Origin of the sequence: Rhodoferax sp., assembly GCF_025354435.1 — a bacterium.
GTDB lineage: Bacteria > Pseudomonadota > Gammaproteobacteria > Burkholderiales > Burkholderiaceae_C > Rhodoferax_B.
In genome coordinates, this window is record NZ_JANXMU010000039.1 from 47,624 (window position 1) to 67,781 (window position 20,158).

Here is a 20,158-nt window from a genome sequence, read left to right on the forward strand (position 1 = left end):
GTGTGTGCCAAAGGGCTGCGTTGGTGGTGCGCCCGGCGTTTTAGTTCCCCTGCACCTCGGCTGGCGGAGCGCGGTGGGTGCCCCAGATGGTCTGCCTGCCAAGGCTTACAAGCTTTTTAGGCCTCCAGCGCACTATCTGTATTCGTAAGTAGCTATTTTTTAAATAGCAAAATCTGCAACCGCTAGCGGCACCTCACCCCGCGCCGCCACCCGTCTTTACGCTTTCTATACGCCCCACCCCCACCTCTCTATCCCGTTTTTACGCCCGCTTACCTAAGCTCAAACCATCAATTGCTCAAGAAAGCGGGATGGTATGGATGTTCTATGGATCGCAGGTTTAGGCCTGCTGTGGGGGGTGATGGCACTCATGGTGAAGGGCTTCCAGAAGCTCGAAAAACCCAAGGGAGGCCGCGCATGATTCCGCTCGAAATGCTCTATGGCCTGGGGGGTTTGTGCGCCGTGCTGTTGCTGGCGTATTTGGTGTATGCGCTGGTCTGCGCTGAGGAATTCTGATGAACGCGAATGCCTGGGGCCTGTTAGCCCTTTTTCTCGTGGTGCTGCTCGCGGCCGCCTGGCCGCTGGGCCTGTGGCTGGCGCGGCTGGCCAACGGCAACGTGCCGGGCTGGATGCACAAGGTCGAAGCGCCTTTGTACAAATTGGCGGGCACCTCGCCCGACAAATCCATGCACTGGGCGCACTACGCGCTGGCGCTGCTGGCCTTCAACACGCTGGGCGCGCTGGTGGTGTACGCGCTGCAACGCCTGCAGGTATGGCTGCCGCTGAACCCGCAGGGCATGGCGGCGGTATCGGCCGACTCGTCTTTCAACACGGCGGTGAGTTTTGTCGCCAACACCGACTGGCAGGGCTATGCGGGCGAATCCACCATGGGCTACTTGACGCAGATGCTGGGCCTGGCGGTGCAGAACTTCTTCTCTGCCGCCACCGGCATGGCCGTGGTGTTTGCGCTGATGCGCGGCTTTGCGGCGCGGTCTACCGCCGTGATTGGCAACTTCTGGGCCGACATCGTGCGGGTGACCGCCTGGGTGCTGGTGCCGCTGTCGCTGGTGTTCGCGGTGGTGTTGGTCGGCCAGGGCGTGATCCAGAACTTTGACGGCTACAAGGACGTGACCACCCTCGAAGTCACGGCCTTCCAGCAGCCCAAAGTGGACGCAGCCGGTGCGCCGGTGCTGGACGACAAGGGCCAACCGGTGCTGGAAGATGCCAAGACCCCAACGCAAACCCTGCCCATGGGCCCGGTCGCGTCGCAAGAGGCCATCAAGATGCTGGGCACCAACGGTGGCGGTTTCTTTAACGCCAACTCGGCCCACCCGTACGAGAACCCCTCGGCGCTGACCAACTTCCTGCAGATGCTGGCGATTTTCCTGATCCCCGCCGCGCTGTGCTTCACCTTTGGCAGCGTGGTGGGTGACAAGCGCCAGGGCTGGGCCGTGCTGTCGGCGATGACCATCCTGTTCGTGATTGCGGTCATCGCCATCATGCCCGCCGAGCAAGCCGGCAACCCGCTGCTGCCACCGCTGGGCGTGGACCAGATGGCTAGCAGCCTGCAGTCGGGCGGCAATATGGAAGGCAAGGAGCTGCGCTACGGCATCGCCGCCAGCAGCCTGTTTGCGGTGGTCACCACGGCCGCTTCGTGCGGCGCGGTGAATGCCATGCACGACTCGTTCACCCCGCTGGGTGGCATGGTGCCGCTGGTGATGATGCAGCTGGGCGAGGTGGTGTTTGGCGGCGTGGGTTCGGGCCTGTACGGCATGCTGATCTTCGCCATCCTGGCGGTGTTCATCGCCGGGCTGATGATTGGCCGCACCCCCGAGTACCTGGGCAAGAAGATCGAGGTGCATGAGATGAAGCTGACCTCCATCGCCATCCTGGTGACACCCATCGTGGTGCTGGCGGGCACCGCCGTGGCGGTGATGGCCACCGGCGGGCTGGCGGGTATTGCCAACCCCGGCGCGCATGGTTTCTCGGAGATTCTGTATGCGCTGACCTCGGCCGGTAACAACAACGGCAGCGCGTTTGCGGGGCTGTCGGCCAACACACCGTTCTACAACATCCTGCTGGGCATCGTGATGTGGATCGGGCGCTTCGGGATGATCGTGCCGGTGTTGGCCATCGCCGGTTCGCTGGCCGCCAAGCAGCGGCTGCCGGTGACCTCGGGCACGCTGCCCACACACGGCCCGCTGTTTGTCACCCTGCTGATCGGCACCGTGCTGCTGGTGGGCTTGCTGAACTACGTGCCCGCGCTGGCCCTGGGCCCGATGGTCGAACACCTGGTTTTATGGGCACAACCATGATTGCTACTACTTTGATAGCTAGCAACGTAGGCAGCACCTACGCCAGAGCCCTGTTTTTCTTAAATTTTCGAAAGATACCCGTATGAACACCCAAAAGTCTTTGGTGTTGCCCGGCTCCTCACTATTTCACCCTGCCCTGCTCAAGCCCGCGCTGGCCGCGGCCTTCACCAAGCTCAGTCCCCGCGTGCAATGGCACAACCCGGTGATGTTCGTGGTCTACATCGGCAGCATCTTGACCACGCTGTTTGGCGTGCTGGCGCTGCAAAGCGGCGACGGCTCGGCCAGCTTCGTGCTGTCGGTGGCGGTGTGGCTGTGGTTCACGGTGCTGTTCGCCAACTTTGCCGAAGCCCTGGCCGAAGGGCGCGCCCAGGCGCAGGCTTCTTCGCTGCGCGGCCTGAAGAAAAGCACCATGGCCAAGAAACTGGCCAAGCCGGTGCACGGCTCTAGCTGGTTGCCGGAAGAAGCCGAGAACCTACGTAAGGGCGACGTGGTGCTGGTCGAGGCGCATGACCTGATTCCGCTGGACGGCGAAGTCATCGAAGGCGTGGCCTCGGTGGACGAGAGCGCCATCACCGGCGAATCGGCACCGGTGGTGCGCGAATCGGGTGGCGACTTTTCCTCCGTTACCGGCGGCACCCGCGTGTTGTCCGACTGGCTGGTGGTGCGCATCGGCGTGAACCCCGGCGAGTCCTTCCTGGACCGCATGATCAGCATGGTCGAAGGCGCCAAGCGCCAGAAGACGCCGAACGAGATCGCCCTGACGATTCTGCTGGTGGCGCTGACCATCGTGTTTCTGGTGGTGACCGTGACGCTGCTGCCGTTCTCCAGCTTTAGCGTGCAAGCCGCCGGTGCGGGCACCGTGGTGAGCATGACGGCGCTGATCGCGCTGCTGGTCTGCCTGATCCCCACCACCATCGGCGGCCTGCTGTCCGCCGTGGGTGTGGCCGGCATGAGCCGCATGATGCAGGCGAACGTGATCGCCACCTCGGGCCGCGCGGTAGAAGCCGCGGGCGACGTGGACGTGCTGCTGCTGGACAAAACCGGCACCATCACCCACGGTAACCGCCAGGCCTCGGCCTTCTTCCCCGCGCCCGGCGTGAGCGAAGCCCAGCTGGCGGCCTGCGCCGCACAGGCCTCGCAGGCCGATGAAACCCCCGAAGGCCGCAGTATCGTGGCCCTGGCCCAGCGCCTCGGTGCGGTGCAGCCGCTGGTCGGCACCACCACGGAAGTGCCTTTTACCGCGCAGACCCGCATGAGCGGTATCGACCTGCAAATGGCCGACGGCCATTTGCGCGTGCTGCGCAAGGGCGCGGTGGACGCGATCCGCAAGTACGTGCAGGGCCAAAACGGCCGCATGCCCACCGAAGTCGGCAAGAACGCCGACGACGTGGCGCGCCGCGGCAGCACGCCGCTGGTGGTGGTGGAAGGCAGCACGGTACTCGGCGTGGTCGAGCTGAAAGACATCGTCAAGGCCGGTATCAAGGAGCGCTTTGGCGAGCTGCGCCGCATGGGCATCAAGACGGTGATGATCACCGGCGACAACAAGCTCACCGCTGCCGCCATCGCCGCCGAAGCCGGGGTCGATGACTTTCTGGCCGAGGCCACGCCCGAGCAAAAGCTGGCCCTGATCCGCCAGTACCAAAGCGAAGGCCGCCTGGTCGCCATGACGGGCGACGGCACCAACGATGCCCCCGCGCTGGCCCAGGCCGACGTGGCCGTGGCCATGAACAGCGGCACCCAGGCCGCCAAGGAAGCCGGGAACATGGTGGATCTGGACTCCAACCCCACCAAGCTGCTGGAGATTGTGGAAACCGGCAAGGCGCTGCTGATGACGCGCGGCTCGCTGACCACCTTCTCGATTGCCAACGACGTGGCCAAGTACTTCGCCATCATCCCGGCGATCTTCGTCAGCACCTACCCGCAACTGAAAGCGCTGAACGTGATGGACCTGGGCAGCCCGTCCTCGGCCATCTTGTCGGCCGTTATTTTCAACGCGCTGATCATCATGTTCCTGGTGCCACTGGCGCTGAAGGGCGTGCGCTACCGGCCGGTGGGAGCCGCCGCGCTGCTGCGCCGCAACCTGCTGATTTACGGCCTGGGCGGTTTGGTGGTGCCCTTCATCGGCATCAAGGCGATTGACATGGTTTTAGTCGCCATACACATGGTTTAAGGAATTCAAAATGAACGCGATTCTTCGTCCTACCCTGGTTTTATTCACGGCGCTCACGCTGCTCACCGGCGTGGTCTACCCCTTGGTTGTCACCGGCGTGGGCCAGGCGGCTTTTCCCAAAGAAGCCGCGGGCAGCCTGATCCTGCGCGACGGCAAGCCCGTGGGCTCCGAGCTGATCGGCCAGAACTTCAGCGACCCCAAGCATTTTTGGGGTCGCCCCTCGGCCACCGGCCCGCAGCCGTACAACAGTGCGGCCTCCAGCGGCTCCAACCAGGGGCCGCTGAACCCGGCGCTGGTGGAGGCGGTCAAGGGCCGCATCCAGGCCCTGCGTGATGCCGATCCTGGCAATACCGCGCCAGTGCCGGTGGACCTGGTGACGGCCTCCGCCAGCGGGCTGGACCCGCACATCAGCCCGGCCGCCGCACAGTACCAAACCAGCCGCGTGGCCAAAGCCCGTGGCCTGCCACAAGCCCAGGTGGCGGCCTTGGTGCAGCAGCAGACCGAGCGCCCCCTGGCGGGCTTTCTGGGTGAAGCACGGGTGAATGTGCTGGTGCTGAACCTGGCGCTGGAAGCTCTGCACTAAATTTCGCGTCAAGCCCTCTATGCCACCGGAATTTGCTGCGCTGCTGTGCGCCCTGGCCGCCCTGTGCCTGCCGTTGCTGCTGGCCTGGGGCATCGTGGCCTGGCAAAGCCGCGCCAAACCACCCCGGAGCCGACGGTGAACATGCGCGCCACCGGGGTGTGGCTCCGCACGGCCCGCCTGCAGGACACCACCGCCCTGGGCCAACTGGAGCAGCGCACCTTCAGCGCAGACCGCATCTCCGCACGCAGTTGGCGGCGGCTGGTGGCCAGTCCCTCGGCCACCGTCACCCTGGCCCAGAACGCACACGGCCTGGCCGGGGCCAGCGTGCTGCTGCACAGCGCCTGCAGCTCGGTGGCCCGCCTGTACTCCATCGCCGTAGACCCGGCGGTGCGCGGCCAGGGCGTGGCCCGGCAGCTGCTGGAGGCGGCGATGGAACGGGCGCGGGCCACCGGGGCCTCCGTGCTGCGGCTGGAAACCCGGGTCGACAACACTGCGGCCCAAGCCCTGTTCACCCGCTGCGGCTTCGTTCCACTAGACCGCAAACCCGGCTACTACGCCGACGGCATGGACGCGCTGCGTTACCAGGCATCGCTGTGGAACCTGGGCAAGGCGGCGGTGGCGGTGGCCCTGCGCGCACCGTATTACGGCCAGACGCTGGACTTCAGTTGCGGCCCCTGCGCCCTGCTGATGGCCATGGCCGCCCTGGACCCACGCACCGAGCTGGACCGCGCGGCCGAAATCCGCATCTGGCGCGAAGCCACCACCGTCTTCATGGCCGCAGGCCACGGCGGCTGTGGCCCGTTTGGGCTGGCGCTGGCCGCCGTACAGCGCGGCTTTGCGGCCACGGTGTACGCCCCCGCCGGGGCCACGCTGTTCACCGACAGCGTGCGCGACCCGCGCAAAAAGGAGGTCATTGCGCTGGTGGAGTCGGACTTTCGCGCCGAGATCGTGGCGGCGGGTGCCGATGTCATCGAGTCCCCCGTCTCGCCCGAGCGCATTGCCGACCACCTGCAGCGCGGTGGCGTGCCCATTGTGCTCATCAGCCTGTGGCGGCTGCACGGCGAAAAAGGCCCGCACTGGGTGGTGGTGACCGGCTTTGATGGCGCGGTGTTCCGCATTCTCGACCCCATCGCCCCACCCCCGGATGGCGACCCCGGTGTCGCCGTCAGCATCGACGAATTCCAGCGCATCACGCGATACGGCCGCCGCAAGCAAACGGCGGCGGTCATTCTTACCAACAAAGGCCCCTTGTGAGTTCTACCCATCTGATCGTGGTTGAAAAACGTTCCGACTTCCGCTGGCCCGACCCCGGCGGCCGCGTCATGACGGCGGAGGAATATGTGTCCGAGCGGGCTGAGGCCCGTACCCGCCAGCGCAAGGTGATCAACCTGTGCCGCAGCTACGACTACCTCAGCATGGGCTATTACGGCTCGCTGCTGGCCGAGGCCCGCGGGGACCGGGTGACACCCAGCGTGGAGACCATTCTGGAGCTACAGCAAAAAGCCCCCGACTCGCCCAAACTGGCGGGCCTGAACCGACTGATCGCCGGGCTGGACGAGGTGCCGCGCTCGGTGAATGCGCTGCGCTTCCACGTGTTTTTTGGCCACATCGAAGACCCGGACCTGGCCGAGCTGGCCCGCCGCAGTTTTGAGCTGTTCCGCTGCCCGCTGCTGGAGATCGCGCTGGAGCGGCTGGATCCGCGCGATGTAGATCCGGCACGCGACGAGGTGTTTCTGCAGGCGCTAGAGCGCTTTACCCACCGCGCCTGGCGGCCCGCGCTGGTGCAGAGCGCGCCGCGCATGGACCTGGCCATCCTGCACGACCCGAAAGACCCGCTGCCGCCGTCAAGCGCCGCCACGCTGCAGAACTTCATCCGCGTGGGGGGCAGCATGGACATCGCGGTGGAGCTGATCGAGAAGAAAGACTTTTCGCGGCTGACCCAGTTCGACGCGCTGTTCATCCGCGAAACCACCGCGGTTGACCACCACACCTTCAAGTTCGCCAAGCGCGCCGCTGCCGAGGGCATGCCGGTGCTGGACGACCCGCAGTCCATCCTGCGCTGCACCAACAAAGCCTACCTGGCCGAGCTGCTGCAGGGCAGCGGCATTGCCACGCCGCGCACCCAGTTGGTCAGCCGCCGCACCCTGCCCAAGCTGGAGGATCGGATGGCCTACCCGGTGGTGCTGAAGGTGCCCGACGGCTCGTTCAGCCGCAGCGTCAAAAAGGCCGAGAACTGGAAGCAGCTCCAGGACATCGCCCTGGCCATGTTCAAGGAGTCGGAAATCATCCTGGCGCAAGAGTTCATGTACACCGACTTCGACTGGCGCGTGGGCATCCTGGCCGGGGAGCCGCTGTTTGTGGCGCGCTACTTCATGACCCGCGACCACTGGCAGATCCTCAGGCACGGTGCCAACGGCCAGCACGAAGAAGGCCGCACCGAAGCCGTGGCCATCGCCGACACACCGGCCCATGTGCTGGATGCCGCCGTGCACAGCGCCAAGCTGGTGGGCGACGGGTTCTACGGCGTGGACCTGAAGGAAAACGCCTCGGGCGTGTACGTGATCGAGATCAACGATAACCCGAACGTAGACGCAGGCATGGAAGACGCGATGCTGGGCGACGCGCTGTACCGCACGCTGCTAGGCCACCTGCTGCGCCAATTTGAAGCACCGCATGCCGCGGCCCAGGGCATTGCATTGGCCAGCAGTGCGCACAAGACGGGCACGGACTGAATGGCCGCCCTGTCTTTACGCATTCTTTATGCGTTCGGGCCGACTTTCAGCGCCATTTTTACGCCGCTGTTTTTATGCTGGGCCCATCGTGTTGCCGTGACAACACGCAGGAGTTGAAGATGGGCTTTTTTTCTGCTGTGGCGCATGCACCCACCCACCCCGTGTGGGAACAAATGAACGTGCTGGTCGCCAGCCGCGATGCCCTGCTGGCGCGCCGGGCCTTGCTGGCCTGCCCCGGTGCCGCCATCGTGCGCTGCCTGCCCATGCACCAGGATGCCAAGGTGCAGCTGGAAATACGCTTTCCCGCCGGACACGGCTCTGCGGTCATTGGGCAAATTCTGGCCTGCCTGCCGCACGGCGAGATCGGGGGTATCTGCAGCCCCGAGCCGCTGCCCCCGGCGCGCAAGTTTTAGGCACCACCGTGGTGTTACGCTCCAACGCCCCTCTGACACACAAGGAGCCTCCCTTTGGGTAGCCCAGACGACTCCCGCCCCGACCCCGACGCACTGCTGCTGCGCCTGCAAGAGCAGGACGTGGCCCGTGCGCGCGGGCGTTTGCGCATCTACTTCGGGGCCAACGCAGGCGTAGGCAAAACCTACGCCATGCTCAGTGCCGCACAGCAGGCGCGCCAGGCCGGGCGTGAGGTACTGATCGGCGTGGTGGAAACCCATGGCCGCAAGGAAACGGCGGCATTGCTGCACGGCCTGGAACAGTTGCCCCTGCGCCAGTTGCCGTACCGGGGCCGCAGCCTGCCCGAATTCGACCTGGACGCGGCCCTGGTGCGCAAGCCCGCCATCCTGCTGGTCGATGAGCTAGCCCACACCAATGTGGAGGGCTCGCGCCACCCCAAGCGCTGGCAGGATGTGCAGGAGCTGCTGGCCGCCGGCATCGAAGTCTGGTCGGCCATCAATGTGCAGCACCTGGAGAGCCTGAACGGCACCGTGGGGGCCATCACCGGCATCCGCGTGACGGAGACCGTGCCCGACACCCTGCTCGACAGCGCCGACGAAATCATCCTGGTGGATGTGACCCCCGACGAGCTCACCGCCCGGCTGCAGGCGGGCAAGGTCTACCTGCCCCAGCAGGCCGCCCGTGCCGCGCAAAACTTCTTCCGCAAGGGCAACCTGATTGCGCTGCGCGAAATCGCCCTGCGCCGCACGGCGGAGCACGTGGAAGACGATGTGCGCAGCTACCGGGTAGAGCAGTCGGGCAGCGCAGCCGACCTGCCACCGGTGTGGAACACCTCGGGTGCCATCCTGGCCTGCATCGGCCCGCATGAAGGCGCGGAGCAGACCGTGCGCACCGCCGCGCGGCTGGCCGGGCAGCTCAATGTGCGCTGGCATGCCGCGTATGTGGAAACCCCACTGCTGCAGCGCCTGGAAGCCACCGAGCGCGACCGTATCCTGACGGTGCTGCAACTGGCCGAAACCCTGGGGGCCGACACGGCAGTGCTGACCGGCAGCGATGTGGCCGCCGCGCTGGTGCGCCAGGCCCAGACCCTGAACTGCGCCACCCTGGTGGTGGGCCGCCCCCGCCTGCCGCCGCAATGGCAGCTGTGGCGGCGCTGGGCACCTACGCTGACACGCCAGCTCGCCACCCTGGCCCCCACACTGGACGTGCTGGAGGTCGGCGGCAGCCCCAGCGCCCGCCGCCTGGCCCGCGCCTGGCTGCCCACCGACACCGACGGTGACATCCGCCGTAGCACCTGGCAGCCCTATGCCGCCGCCCTGGGCGGGGCCGTGTTGGTCACCCTGCTGGCCACCCCGCTGGCGAACCGGCTGGACCTGGCCAATATCGTCATGCTGTTTTTGGTAGCGGTGGTGCTGGTGGCCGTGCGTTACGGGCGCGCCGCAGCGGCCCTGGCCGCCGTACTGAATGTGGCCGCGTTCGACTTCTTTTTTGTACCGCCGCGCTTTTCGTTTGCGGTCAGCGACGTGCAGTACCTGGTGACCTTTGTGGTGATGCTGGCGATTGGCTTGCTGACCGGCCAGCTCACGGCCGGGCTGCGCTTTTCGGCCCGCATCGCCGCCAGCCGCGAACGCCGGGCGCAGGCCCTGTTCGACCTGACGCGGGAGCTGTCCGCCGCGCTGCTGACCAGCCAGGTGGTGGAGATCGGCCAGGCCGCCGTACAGCGCCTGTTCACCCAGGTGGAGGGCGTGGCCTTTGACCCGGTCAAAGGCGGCAAGGTGATGGTGCTGGTGGCCGAGCACAAGGACGAAGGCACGGGCCAACTACGCTTGCCCGCCCTGCTACCGCACGACTTCGACGCGGGCATCGCCGAATGGGTTCTGCGTACCGGCCACAGCGCCGGGCTGGCCACCAACACCCTGCCCGCCCACCCCTGGCATTGCGTGCCACTGCAAGCCCCCATGCGGGTACGCGGCGTGCTGGCGCTCAAACCCAGCCAGGCGCGCTGGCTGCTCATCCCCGAGCAGCAGCAACTGCTGCAAACCCTGGCCCGGCAAATCGCCATTGCGCTGGAGCGCGTGCACTACGTGGAGGTGGCGCAAGAAGCCGTGGTGCATATGGAGTCCGAGCGCCTGCGCAACACCTTGCTGGCCGCGATTTCGCACGATGTGCGCACCCCGCTCACCGCCTTGATGGGCCTGGCCGAGTCGCTGCAAACCTCGCAGCCGCCCCTGGCCCCCGTCCAGGCCGACACTGCACAGGCCATGGTGGTGCAGGCGCGTGAACTCTCGGCCCTGGTCACCAACCTGCTGGACATGGCGCGGCTGCAAAACGGCGGTGTGGCCCTGCGCAGCGACTGGCAGTCGGTGGAAGAACTGGTGGGCTCTGCCATCCGCGCCGCAGGCCCGGCTCTGCGCGGCCAGCATGTGGACACCGATGTGCCCGCCGACCTGCCGTTGGTCGAATTTGATGCGGTGCTGATGGAGCGCGTGCTGGTCAATCTGCTGGAGAACGCCGCCAAATACGGTGCGGCTCCCATCGCTTTGACCGCCCGCGCCACCCCCACCAGCCTGGTGCTGGCGGTGCGCGACCACGGCCCCGGCCTGCCGCCCAAGCTGCGGGGCCGCGAGGCCGAGCTGTTCGACAAATTCACCCGCGGCAGCACCGAGTCCACCACCCCCGGCGTGGGCCTGGGTCTGGCCATCTGCAAAGCCATCGTCGATGCGCACCGGGGCCACATTGTGGCCACCAACGCGCCAGACGGTGGCGCAGAATTCACCCTCACCTTGCCGCGCCGACCCGCACCGGAACTATCTTGACCACTCCTGTTGCCGTACTGATTGAAGACGAACCCCACATCCGCCGCTTTGTGCGCGCCGCGCTGGAGGCCGAAGGCTGGCAGGTGTTCGAGGCCGACACCGCCAAACAAGGTTTGACCGAGGCGGGCACCCGCAAGCCCGACCTGCTGGTGCTGGACCTGGGCCTGCCCGACGGCGACGGGCTGGACGTACTGCGCGACGTGCGCAGCTGGTCGGCCGTGCCCATCATCGTGCTGTCGGCCCGCAGCGACGAGGCCGACAAAATCGCCGCGCTGGATGCCGGGGCCGACGACTACCTGACCAAGCCCTTCGGCGTGGGCGAACTGCTGGCCCGGGTGCGCGCCAACCTGCGGCGACCGCGCGCAGCAGAGAGCGATCCCGACCCGGTGTTCCGCTTCGGCACGGTCGAGGTGGACCGCACCGCCCGCCTGGTGCGCCGGGGCGGTGCCGAGGTGCACCTCACGCCCATCGAATACCGCCTGCTGTCGGTGCTGGTGACCAACGCGGGCCGCGTGCTCACCCACCGCCAACTGCTGCGCGAAGTCTGGGGCCCCGCCCACACCCAGCAAAGCCACTACCTGCGCATCCACATGGGCCACCTGCGGCAAAAGCTGGAGGCCGACCCGGCGCAGCCGGTGCACCTGCTGACGGAGACGGCCGTGGGGTACCGGCTGCTGGTGCAGCCGTAAAAGCTTAAAATATAAGCAAAATACGCCCCTGCCGCGCATCCAGATTACATGAATAGCTACGCTATTCATAGCAAACACCATGAACACCCCCGTGCCTCCCCCCAAGCCTCCATCCGCTCCCGTACCATTCCGCCGCGCCGCGCCGCCCGCAGGTGCCGCCGGAACGGCTAGCAGCAGCGACCCCATCCGCCTGAACAAGCGCATGGCCGATCTGAACATGTGCTCGCGCCGCGAAGCGGATGAATGGATCGCCAAGGGCTGGGTCAAGGTCAACGGAGCCATCGCCGAGATGGGGGTCAAGGTCACGCCCAGCGACCGCATCCAGATCGACAAGGCCGCCAGCGGCCACCAGGCCAACCAGGTCACCATCCTGATCAACAAGCCCATGGGCTACGTGAGCGCGCAGGCCGAAGACGGCCACGAACCGGCGGTGACGCTGTTCACCGCGCAAAACCGCTGGGCCGAGGACAACGCCCGCTTCTTCTTCCACCCCAACCAGTTGCGCGGCCTGGCCCCCGCCGGGCGGCTGGACATCGACTCCATCGGCCTGCTGGTGATGACGCAGGATGGCCGCGTGGCCCGTCAACTGATCGGTGAAGACTCGGTCATGGAAAAGGAATACCTGGTCCGCGTGGCCTACCACGGCCTGGGCCAGCCCGCGCCCACCGGGCAATTGATCCGCATGGACGACGACGACCCCATCACCACCAATGTGCAGGCGGTGTTTCCGCCCGCCATGCTGGCCAAGCTGCGCCACGGCCTGAGCCTGGACGGCCAGCAACTCAAGCCCGCCAAGGTCACCTGGCAAAACCCCGAGCAGTTGCGCATCGTCCTTACCGAAGGCAAAAAACGCCAGATCCGCCGCATGTGCGAACTGGTCGGCCTGAAAGTGGTGGGCCTGAAGCGGGTGCGCATCGGCAATGTGATGCTGGGCAATCTGCCCGTGGGGCAATGGCGGTACTTGGCACCGCACGAAGGGTTTTAAGGGGGGCACACTGCTTGGGGGTCGGCATGCGAATTGCATAATCTGCGTTGACTTCTGATTGCCACCCCCACCATGCACAAACGCCTCCCCCCGCTGAATGCGCTGCGCGTGTTCGCGGCCGCGGCCCGGACCGAAAACTTCATGCAGGCGGGCGAGAGCCTGTTTGTCACGCAGGGGGCGGTGAGTCGGCAGATCAAGCAGCTCGAAGAGTGGCTGGGCGTGCCAGTGTTCACCCGCACCCACCGCGGCGTGCAGCTCACGCCCGCCGGGCGGCAACTGGCCACCGCCGTGGACACGGCGTTCCAGCACATCGACACCGTGGTGCAAAACCTGCAGCACCACAACCTGCGCCAGCAGTTGGCGATCAACCTGCCACCCACCTTTGCCACCCGCTGGATGGCCCCGCGCCTGCCGGACTTTCGGCGGCAATTTCCCCATATCGACCTGTCCATCAGCACCCACGACGTGCATGCCCCACGCGATGTGCGCCATTGCGACTGTGTGATTGCCTTTAGCGACCAGGCCTGGGCCGACGGCGACTGCTCGCTGCTGATGGTGGAGCAGCATGTGATGCTGGCCAGCCCGGTGCTATGGGTGGATGCCCAGCCCCCGCGGCTGGAAGAAGCCACCCTGCTGCACATCACCGACGGCAATGTGCGCATGCCCATGTGGGAGCACTGGTGCGCCGCCCAGGGCCTGACCGAAGTCAACCCCAAGCCGGGCCTGAGCTTCAGCACGCTGGACCAGGTAATCAACGCCGCCCTGGCCGGTGCTGGGGTCGCAATCGTCGACGAGGCCATGGTGCCCAGGGAGCTGGCGGCCGGCAGCCTGCGGCCCCTGAGCGACGTGAAAGTGGCCGGGCCGCACGGCTACTGGTTCGTCAACCTGGCCCGCGACGCCGAAAGCCGCGCACTGGTGGGCCTGTTCCGCGACTGGCTGGCGGGCCAGTTCGCGTCTGCCTGATTTCCCACCACCCAGCTTTCAGCCAGCACGCAGGCACGCCAAAAACACCGCAGAACTGGCTTTGCCAGGCTGCAGGTGTTGCCCCCTGCAAGGGGGTTGGGGATTAGTGCGCCGCACTGTAGCCTGGGGGTATGCCTTTTTCTCAAGGCTGGGGCCGCGAATTCGTGGTTTGCCCAGACCTTAGTGGGCCGCTAACCTGCGGCGCATGAACGAATACGACTACATCATCGTCGGCGCAGGGTCTGCGGGCTGTGTGCTGGCGAACCGCCTGAGCGCCAGCGGCACGGACAGGGTCTTGCTGCTGGAAGCTGGGGGCTCGGACCGCAGCCCCTGGATCCAGGTGCCGATTGGCTATGGCCGCACCTTTGCCGATCCGCGCTTCAACTGGATGTACCACGCCGAACCCGAGCCCGCCATGGGCAACCGCCGCCTCTACTGGCCGCGCGGCAAGGTGCTGGGGGGCACCAGCTCGATCAACGCCATGGTCTACATCCGTGGGCAGCGCGAAGACTTCGACGACTGGGAGGCCGCGGGCAACCCCGGCTGGGGCTGGAAGTCGGTGCTGCCGTACTTCAAAAAATCCGAAGACCATGTGTGGGGCGCATCCGAGCACCACGGCAGCGGTGGGCCGCTGCGGGTCAGTGAATTCAGCGGCAAGGTGCATCCGCTGTGCGACACCTTCATGGCCGCCTGCAACGCGCTGGGCTACCCCACCACGGCCGACTTCAACGGTGCGCAGACCGAAGGCGCAGGCCTGTGGCAAATGACCATCCGCGACGGCGTGCGTGCCTCCACCGCCAACGCCTTTCTGCGCCCTGCCCTGCGGCACAAAAATCTCACCTTGACCACCCGCGCCCAGGTGACCCGCGTGGTGTTTGAGGGCACGCGCGCCGTGGGCGTGGAATTTTTGCACCAGGGCAGCTTGCACATCGTGCGCGCCGCCAAGGAAGTGGTGCTGTCGGGCGGCTCCATCAATTCGCCGCAGCTGTTGCAGCTCTCGGGCGTGGGCGATGCGGGCTTGCTCAAGGGTCTGGATATTCCCCTGGTGCGCCACGCGCCAGCCGTGGGGCAGAACATGCAAGACCACGTGTGTGTGTCGTACTACTTCAAGTCCAAAGTGCCCACGCTCAACGACACGCTGTACCCGTTCAGCGGCAAGGTCAAGGCCGCTCTGCAGTACCTGCTGGGCAAGCAGGGGCCGCTGGCCATGAGCGTGAACCAGGCGGGGGCCTTTGTGCGCAGCCGCCCCGAGCTGGCGCGGCCCAATATGCATGTGTACTTCAACCCCATCAGCTACACCGCCAACGCCAAACCCCAGGCCAAGCTGATGAACCCCGATCCGTATTCGGCGTTTTTGATGTCCTTCAACACCTGCCGCCCCACCAGCCGCGGCAGCATCACCATCCAGTCTGCCGACCCGTTTGCCAAGCCGGTGATCCGCACCAACTTTTTGTCCACGCCCGAAGATATTGCCGATGTGCAAGAGGGCAGCCAACTGCTGCGGCGCATTGCCGCCAGCGCGCCGCTGTCGGGCGTGGTGGCTTCCGAGTTGTTTCCCGGCTCCGATGCCACCTCGCCCGAAGCCCTGTTGGAAGACTTTCGCCAGCGCGGCGGCTCGGTCTACCACGCCTGCGGCACCTGTGGCATGGGCCCGGACCCGGTGCTCCACGTGGTGGACCACCGGCTGCGGGTGCACGGCATCCAGGGCCTGCGGGTGGTGGATGCCTCGGTGTTTCCGGCCGTGACCTCGGGTAACACCAATGCGCCGACCATCATGGTCGCCGAAAAAGGGGCCGACCTGATTCTGGAGGACCACGCGGTATGACTTTTCCTCAAGCGTCATCCCGCGAAATCATCGCTTTTCAACATCCGCGCGCCTGCGCATGATCACCCTTACATTGACCCAGGAGTTTGCATGACCACCCCCTTCCCTAAGCTTGCATTGGCCGATGCCGAATGCATGGACCTGAGCGACATCATCGACACCGAGCGCTACCCGCTGCACGCCCCCGGCTCGCAGCGCATGCAGGAACTGGTGGAGATGTGCCGCCAGCAATTGGCCGCCGAGGGCAGCTACGTGCTGCCCGGTTTCTTGCGCCCCGAGGCCATGCTGCGCGTGACCGAGGAAGGCCGTGTGCTGGCCCAAAAAACCTTCTTCTCGCCGCGCCAGCAGACCAATGCCTACTTCACCAACGACGACCCCAGCCTGCCCGCCAGCGACCCGCGCCGCTTCTTCATGGACCGCACCAGTGGCTTCGTCACGCGCGACATGATCCCGGCCGACTACATCATCCACCGCATCTACGTGGCCAAGGCCATGAAGCTGTTTGTAGCCGCCTGCCTGCAGCAGGAGCGGGTGTGGGAATACGCCGACCCCTATGCCGGCCTGGTGCAAAACGTGCTGCCCGACGGCACGCAGCAGCCCTGGCACTACGACACCAATGAGTTCATCGTCTCGATGATGACGCAGCAGGCCGAGCACGGCGGCGACTTCGAGTACTGCCCCAACATCCGCACGCCCGAAGGCGAAAACTACCCCGGCGTAGGTAAGGTGGTGCGCGGCGAAGACCGCTGCGTGGTCAAGGTACTGACGCTGCGCCCCGGCGACGTGCAGTTCTTCAAGGGCCGCTTCTCGCTGCACCGCGTCACCCCGGTCAGCGGCAGCATCCAGCGCCACACCGCCATCTTTGCCTACTCGCAAAAGCCCAACGTGATGGGCCGCCTGGAGCGCACCCGCCAACTGTATGGCCGCGTATCGGAAGCGCACCTGATTGCCGAGAGCCAACTGGTACGCAACGATTCCCTGATCGACTGAAAGATTTGGCACATCCCCATTGCCCACTGCGTGTGGCAGCGCCAACCCCCTTACAGGGGGCAACACCAGCAGCCTGGCAAAGCCAGTTCTGCGGTGTTCCTGGGTGAAGAAGTTTCCCGATGCACGTTGTTTTCCTGTCCCTTCCTCCAAAAACCGAAAGCCCCCCACCATGGCCCTCATCCGTCCCACCCAGCGCCTGGAAGACTGCGAACCCACCGCCGCCGAGATCGCACAAATCCAGCGCGACCGCATGGCCCGCGTCAAGGCCGAGCTGAAGAAGCGCGACCTGACAGCATGCATCCTGTTCGACCCCACGCACATCCGCTACGCGTCAGGCTCGCGCAACATGCAGGTCTACTCCATGCGCAACCCGGCGCGCTACCTGTTCGTGCCCGCCGAGGGCAAGGTGGTGATGTTTGAGTACGCCGGTTGCGACTTCCTGGCCGACGGCCTGGACACTATCGACGAAGTGCGCCCGGCCACCGCCATCTCGTATTACTTCTGCAACGACAATCTGGGTGACGTGACCAAGCGCTGGGCGGCCGAATTGCACGAGCTGATCCAGCAGTGCGGTGGCGGCAAAAAGATCGCCCTGGAAAGCGCCACCTCGGCCGCCGCCTTCGCGCTGCAGGCCTACGGCTACATCCTGTCGGACGCGCAAGAGCCGCTGGAGCGCGCCCGCTGTATCAAGGTGGACAACGAGATCAAGATGGTTCGCGCCTCGCTGCGCGCCGCCGAGCAGGGCGTGCGCAACCTGGAAGCCGCCCTGGTGCCCGGCATCACCGAGAACGCGCTCTGGTCGCACCTGCACCAGCACATCATCGCCACCGACGGTGACTACATTGAAACCCGTTTGCTCAGCTCCGGCCCGCGCACCAACCCCTGGTTCCACGAGTGCAGCACCCGCGTCATCGAAGACGGCGACCTGGTCGGCCTGGACACCGACGTGGTGGGCCGCTTTGGCTACTACGCCGATTTTTCGCGCACCTTCTTGTGCGGCAAAGGCCAGGCCAACGCCGCGCAAAAAACCGTCTACCAGTTGGCCTATGAGCAGATCCACACCAACATGGAGCTGGTCAAGCCCGGCATGAGTTTTTCGGAGTACACCACCCGCGCCTGGAAGATCCCCAAGCCCTACCAGGCGCGGCGCTATTTCGCGCTGGCGCACGGCGTGGGCATGTGCGGCGAGTATCCGTACATCGTGCACCGCGAAGACAGCGATGCCAAAGGCTACGACGGCGTGTTCGAACCCGGCATGACTCTGTGCATCGAAAGCTACATCGGCCACGAAGACGGCGGCGAAGGTGCCAAGCTCGAAGAGCAGATCTACATCCGCAACGACGGCAGCATCGAGCTGCTGTCCGACTACCCTTTCGAGCAGCGGCTGCTGGGGTAGCTTGGTGGGGTCAGATCCCCATTGCGCAACGGCTGCTGGCGGGAAATGCACGCTCTTGGCCCGCATTGGGGCTCTGACCCCTCCGGGCGGTTCTCTGTGACGGACGGTGGCGGGATTGCGTCTTCCGGGTGCCTTGAGCATCCTCGGCCGGGTGATGCGCCCGGCGGCGCAGTCCCTTTTACAGAAACCCGCGAAGCGGGTTTTCTTTTGCGCAAAAGGCGTGCTTTGCACGCGGGGTTCACTCACTTTGCGCAGCAAAGTTACGTGAACACCAAAAGTCACCATCGATGCGTCGCCCCAACTGTCTGCGCCCTCCGCTGGCGCTGCGGGAACCTGCGGTGCGCGCTTTGGACGGGGTCTGGCTAAACTCGCTGGCGCTCAAACAACGCCAGCCCTTTTCCGCCCAAAGCTGTGCTCCTCGGCGCATACAGATGGGGACCCCGGGAGCGGGGTCGGCCCGGCGCAGCCGGGCATCGCGCCTAGGGCGCGAGTCGGGGTGGCTATTGCGCCAGTTTGGGATATTGGGGCTATTTTTCACCGGCTCAATCAGCCTCCCGTGCTGGTCCCATCGGCACAAGCAGCTCCTATTTTTAACTATCAAAAGCGCAGCAATTTGTTTCGACTGCACGGGCGCTAGCCAATGGGGGTCGGATCCCAATTGCGCGATCAGAGCTGGCGGGTCGGGCACGGTGTTCCCCGCATTTGGGCTCCGACCCCTATGGGCGGGTTGACGTTGACGTTTTCTGGGTGCCATCGACATCCCCGGTTGCCGATTGCCGTGATTTCAGACTTTCACGCCATTTTTTAGATGCTAAATGGCCACCTCGTGCTGATCCAGTCAGCACAAGCAGCTCCTATTTTTAACTATCAAAAACGCAGCATTTGCGCCACGCCTCAGGCATCGCCCAGTGCACCGCGAATGAAGGCGGCCTTGGCATCGGTGTAGGCCTCTCGGTCGGTGGTGTGGCGTGCCGCGAGTTCGGACTTGAGCGCTGCATAGCGGGCCGCAAGCGCAGCATCTGAGCGCAGGGCATCCCGAAACGCCAGATGCGCGTGCCAGACCTTGCTGGCGTGCACCACCACATGGAGGTGGTGCGTGCGGTGCCCTTCGTCCCAGCGCATGAACCACTGGCGGTCTTGCAGGCGGGCATTGAACTCCGCCGATGTGGTGTAGCCCGATTGGCAGATCTGCTCCGCGATGGACTTCGCCACCGCCATGGATGCCACACCGGCCAACAGATCCACGATGGGCTTGGCGGGCATGCCGGGTACGGCGGTGCTGCCGATGTGCGCGATGTCCTGGAACACACCCGGCAGCAAAGAAGCCAGCCGCTCCCGCTCAGCCGCAAACGCATGGGGCCACGACGGGTCATAGGGGTGCAGTTGCACCTCTTCGTGGATGGCTGCGAGCAGGGATTCTTGCTCGGTCATGGTGGGTGGGGTTCTAGCGGTATCGTCGGGTGGGTGATGCGTCTGACTGCGCAGTAACTTTTACAGAAACCCGTGATGCAAGTTTTTGTGTGTGCAATGGAGTGCCTTGCACGCAGGGTTACCTTTGCGAGTCCACTCGATGGGAGGGTTGGGCGTAGTTCGTCTTAGGACTTTGCTGCCACGATTTTGGATAAGAACTCGCGCAAGGGAATGATTGCAGTGGGCTGACCGCCTGGAATTCTTTCAATGGAAAACTGAACGTCTTCATAGCCCTTGCTAGTTTCAATTCGAATTCGGCAGTCACGAGCTACCAGCATTTTTCTTAACTCAGCTAGAGGAATGACGACTGAGTTCGTGCTTGCCGTATAGATGGTTCGAGAAACGGTGTTGTAGCTGCTACTGTCGTTCGATGTGGGGCCACCTGTTCGATATGTGGCGATGCTTCCATCGATATTTGTCGAGAGCGAACTGAAGGCAACGAAGGCGGAGCTGCCCGCTGCAACGTTTGACTGGTGCGAAAGGATGATGGCCACATGCTCAGGTGCCTTGCTGTTCCATTGCGCGCCCAGTTTGTACGGAACTCCGAACGTCGCCCCCTCTCGATACAGAACGGCAGGTGACATCTTGACGATGGTTGCACCATCAAAGGTGGACTTCTCTTGTTCAACGACACCGAGATTTGCCATCTTGGATGCGGCATCTGCCATATCGGCGCTGACCTTGCCCTCGAAAAACGTATCCCTTGCTGAGTGTTTAAATTCACGCAAGGAGAACGGAAATGACGAAGACGGCGAGAGCGCGATACACGCTCGAATTCAAGCAAGAAGCAGTGCGACTGGTCGAGGGAGGTCAGAG

Annotated in this window: 16 protein-coding genes; 14 read left to right on the top strand and 2 right to left on the bottom strand. The window is 65.0% G+C overall.

Going from position 1 to position 20,158, the window contains the following annotated elements; genetic code table 11:
* Positions 1 to 414 precede the first annotated feature (414 nt).
* From Q0T48_RS10470 to Q0T48_RS10535, 14 genes are all read left to right on the top strand, one after another.
* On the top strand, positions 415 to 513 hold the full coding sequence (locus Q0T48_RS10470; RefSeq protein ID WP_295956002.1) for a potassium-transporting ATPase subunit F: 99 nt from the start codon (positions 415 to 417) through the stop codon (positions 511 to 513).
* On the top strand, positions 513 to 2,312 hold the full coding sequence (gene kdpA, locus Q0T48_RS10475; RefSeq protein WP_295956004.1) for a potassium-transporting ATPase subunit KdpA: 1,800 nt from the start codon (positions 513 to 515) through the stop codon (positions 2,310 to 2,312). The genes Q0T48_RS10470 and kdpA overlap by 1 nt, the downstream gene beginning before the upstream one ends.
* 82 nt (positions 2,313 to 2,394) lie before the next feature.
* The gene (gene kdpB / locus Q0T48_RS10480) at positions 2,395 to 4,482 is read left to right on the top strand and encodes a potassium-transporting ATPase subunit KdpB (protein WP_295956006.1); all 2,088 of its coding nucleotides are present in this window, start codon (positions 2,395 to 2,397) and stop codon (positions 4,480 to 4,482) included.
* Between the two features lie 10 nt (positions 4,483 to 4,492).
* Positions 4,493 to 5,065 (top strand): potassium-transporting ATPase subunit KdpC, encoded by a 573-nt coding sequence (gene kdpC, locus Q0T48_RS10485; RefSeq protein ID WP_295956008.1) that lies wholly within the window; start codon positions 4,493 to 4,495, stop codon positions 5,063 to 5,065.
* 141 nt (positions 5,066 to 5,206) lie between these two features.
* Positions 5,207 to 6,319 carry a GNAT family N-acetyltransferase/peptidase C39 family protein gene (locus Q0T48_RS10490; RefSeq protein WP_295956040.1) on the top strand — a complete coding sequence of 371 codons (1,113 nt, stop codon included), beginning with the start codon at positions 5,207 to 5,209 and terminating at the stop codon, positions 6,317 to 6,319.
* Positions 6,316 to 7,797 (top strand): RimK family protein, encoded by a 1,482-nt coding sequence (locus Q0T48_RS10495; protein WP_295956009.1) that lies wholly within the window; start codon positions 6,316 to 6,318, stop codon positions 7,795 to 7,797. Before Q0T48_RS10490 ends, Q0T48_RS10495 begins: the two co-directional genes overlap by 4 nt.
* Before the next feature lie 119 nt (positions 7,798 to 7,916).
* Entirely contained in the window at positions 7,917 to 8,210 is a 294-nt protein-coding gene (locus Q0T48_RS10500; protein ID WP_295956011.1) for a hypothetical protein, read from the top strand.
* Between the two features lie 54 nt (positions 8,211 to 8,264).
* Positions 8,265 to 11,024 (top strand): DUF4118 domain-containing protein, encoded by a 2,760-nt coding sequence (locus Q0T48_RS10505; RefSeq protein WP_295956014.1) that lies wholly within the window; start codon positions 8,265 to 8,267, stop codon positions 11,022 to 11,024.
* Positions 11,021 to 11,713 (top strand): two-component system response regulator KdpE, encoded by a 693-nt coding sequence (gene kdpE / locus Q0T48_RS10510; RefSeq protein WP_295956015.1) that lies wholly within the window; start codon positions 11,021 to 11,023, stop codon positions 11,711 to 11,713. Before Q0T48_RS10505 ends, kdpE begins: the two co-directional genes overlap by 4 nt.
* Positions 11,714 to 11,792: 79 nt before the next feature.
* Entirely contained in the window at positions 11,793 to 12,698 is a 906-nt protein-coding gene (locus Q0T48_RS10515; protein WP_295956017.1) for a pseudouridine synthase, read from the top strand.
* Positions 12,699 to 12,770: 72 nt separating this feature from the next.
* Positions 12,771 to 13,661, top strand: a complete 891-nt coding sequence (locus Q0T48_RS10520; protein WP_295956019.1) for a LysR substrate-binding domain-containing protein — start codon at positions 12,771 to 12,773, stop codon at positions 13,659 to 13,661.
* A gap of 205 nt (positions 13,662 to 13,866) precedes the next feature.
* A complete protein-coding gene (locus Q0T48_RS10525) occupies positions 13,867 to 15,486 on the top strand; it encodes a GMC family oxidoreductase N-terminal domain-containing protein (protein ID WP_295956022.1) in 1,620 nt (539 codons plus the stop codon).
* 90 nt (positions 15,487 to 15,576) lie between these two features.
* Positions 15,577 to 16,476 carry a hypothetical protein gene (locus tag Q0T48_RS10530; protein ID WP_295956024.1) on the top strand — a complete coding sequence of 300 codons (900 nt, stop codon included), beginning with the start codon at positions 15,577 to 15,579 and terminating at the stop codon, positions 16,474 to 16,476.
* A 169-nt stretch (positions 16,477 to 16,645) separates the two neighbouring features.
* A complete protein-coding gene (locus Q0T48_RS10535) occupies positions 16,646 to 17,872 on the top strand; it encodes a Xaa-Pro peptidase family protein (protein WP_295956026.1) in 1,227 nt (408 codons plus the stop codon).
* Between the two features lie 894 nt (positions 17,873 to 18,766).
* Here the strand turns inward: Q0T48_RS10535 and Q0T48_RS10540 are convergent.
* A complete protein-coding gene (locus Q0T48_RS10540; RefSeq protein WP_295956027.1) occupies positions 18,767 to 19,303 on the bottom strand; it encodes a GrpB family protein in 537 nt (178 codons plus the stop codon).
* Positions 19,304 to 19,467: 164 nt separating this feature from the next.
* The gene (locus Q0T48_RS10545; protein WP_295956030.1) at positions 19,468 to 20,070 is read right to left on the bottom strand and encodes a hypothetical protein; all 603 of its coding nucleotides are present in this window, start codon (positions 20,068 to 20,070) and stop codon (positions 19,468 to 19,470) included.
* Positions 20,071 to 20,158 lie beyond the last annotated feature (88 nt).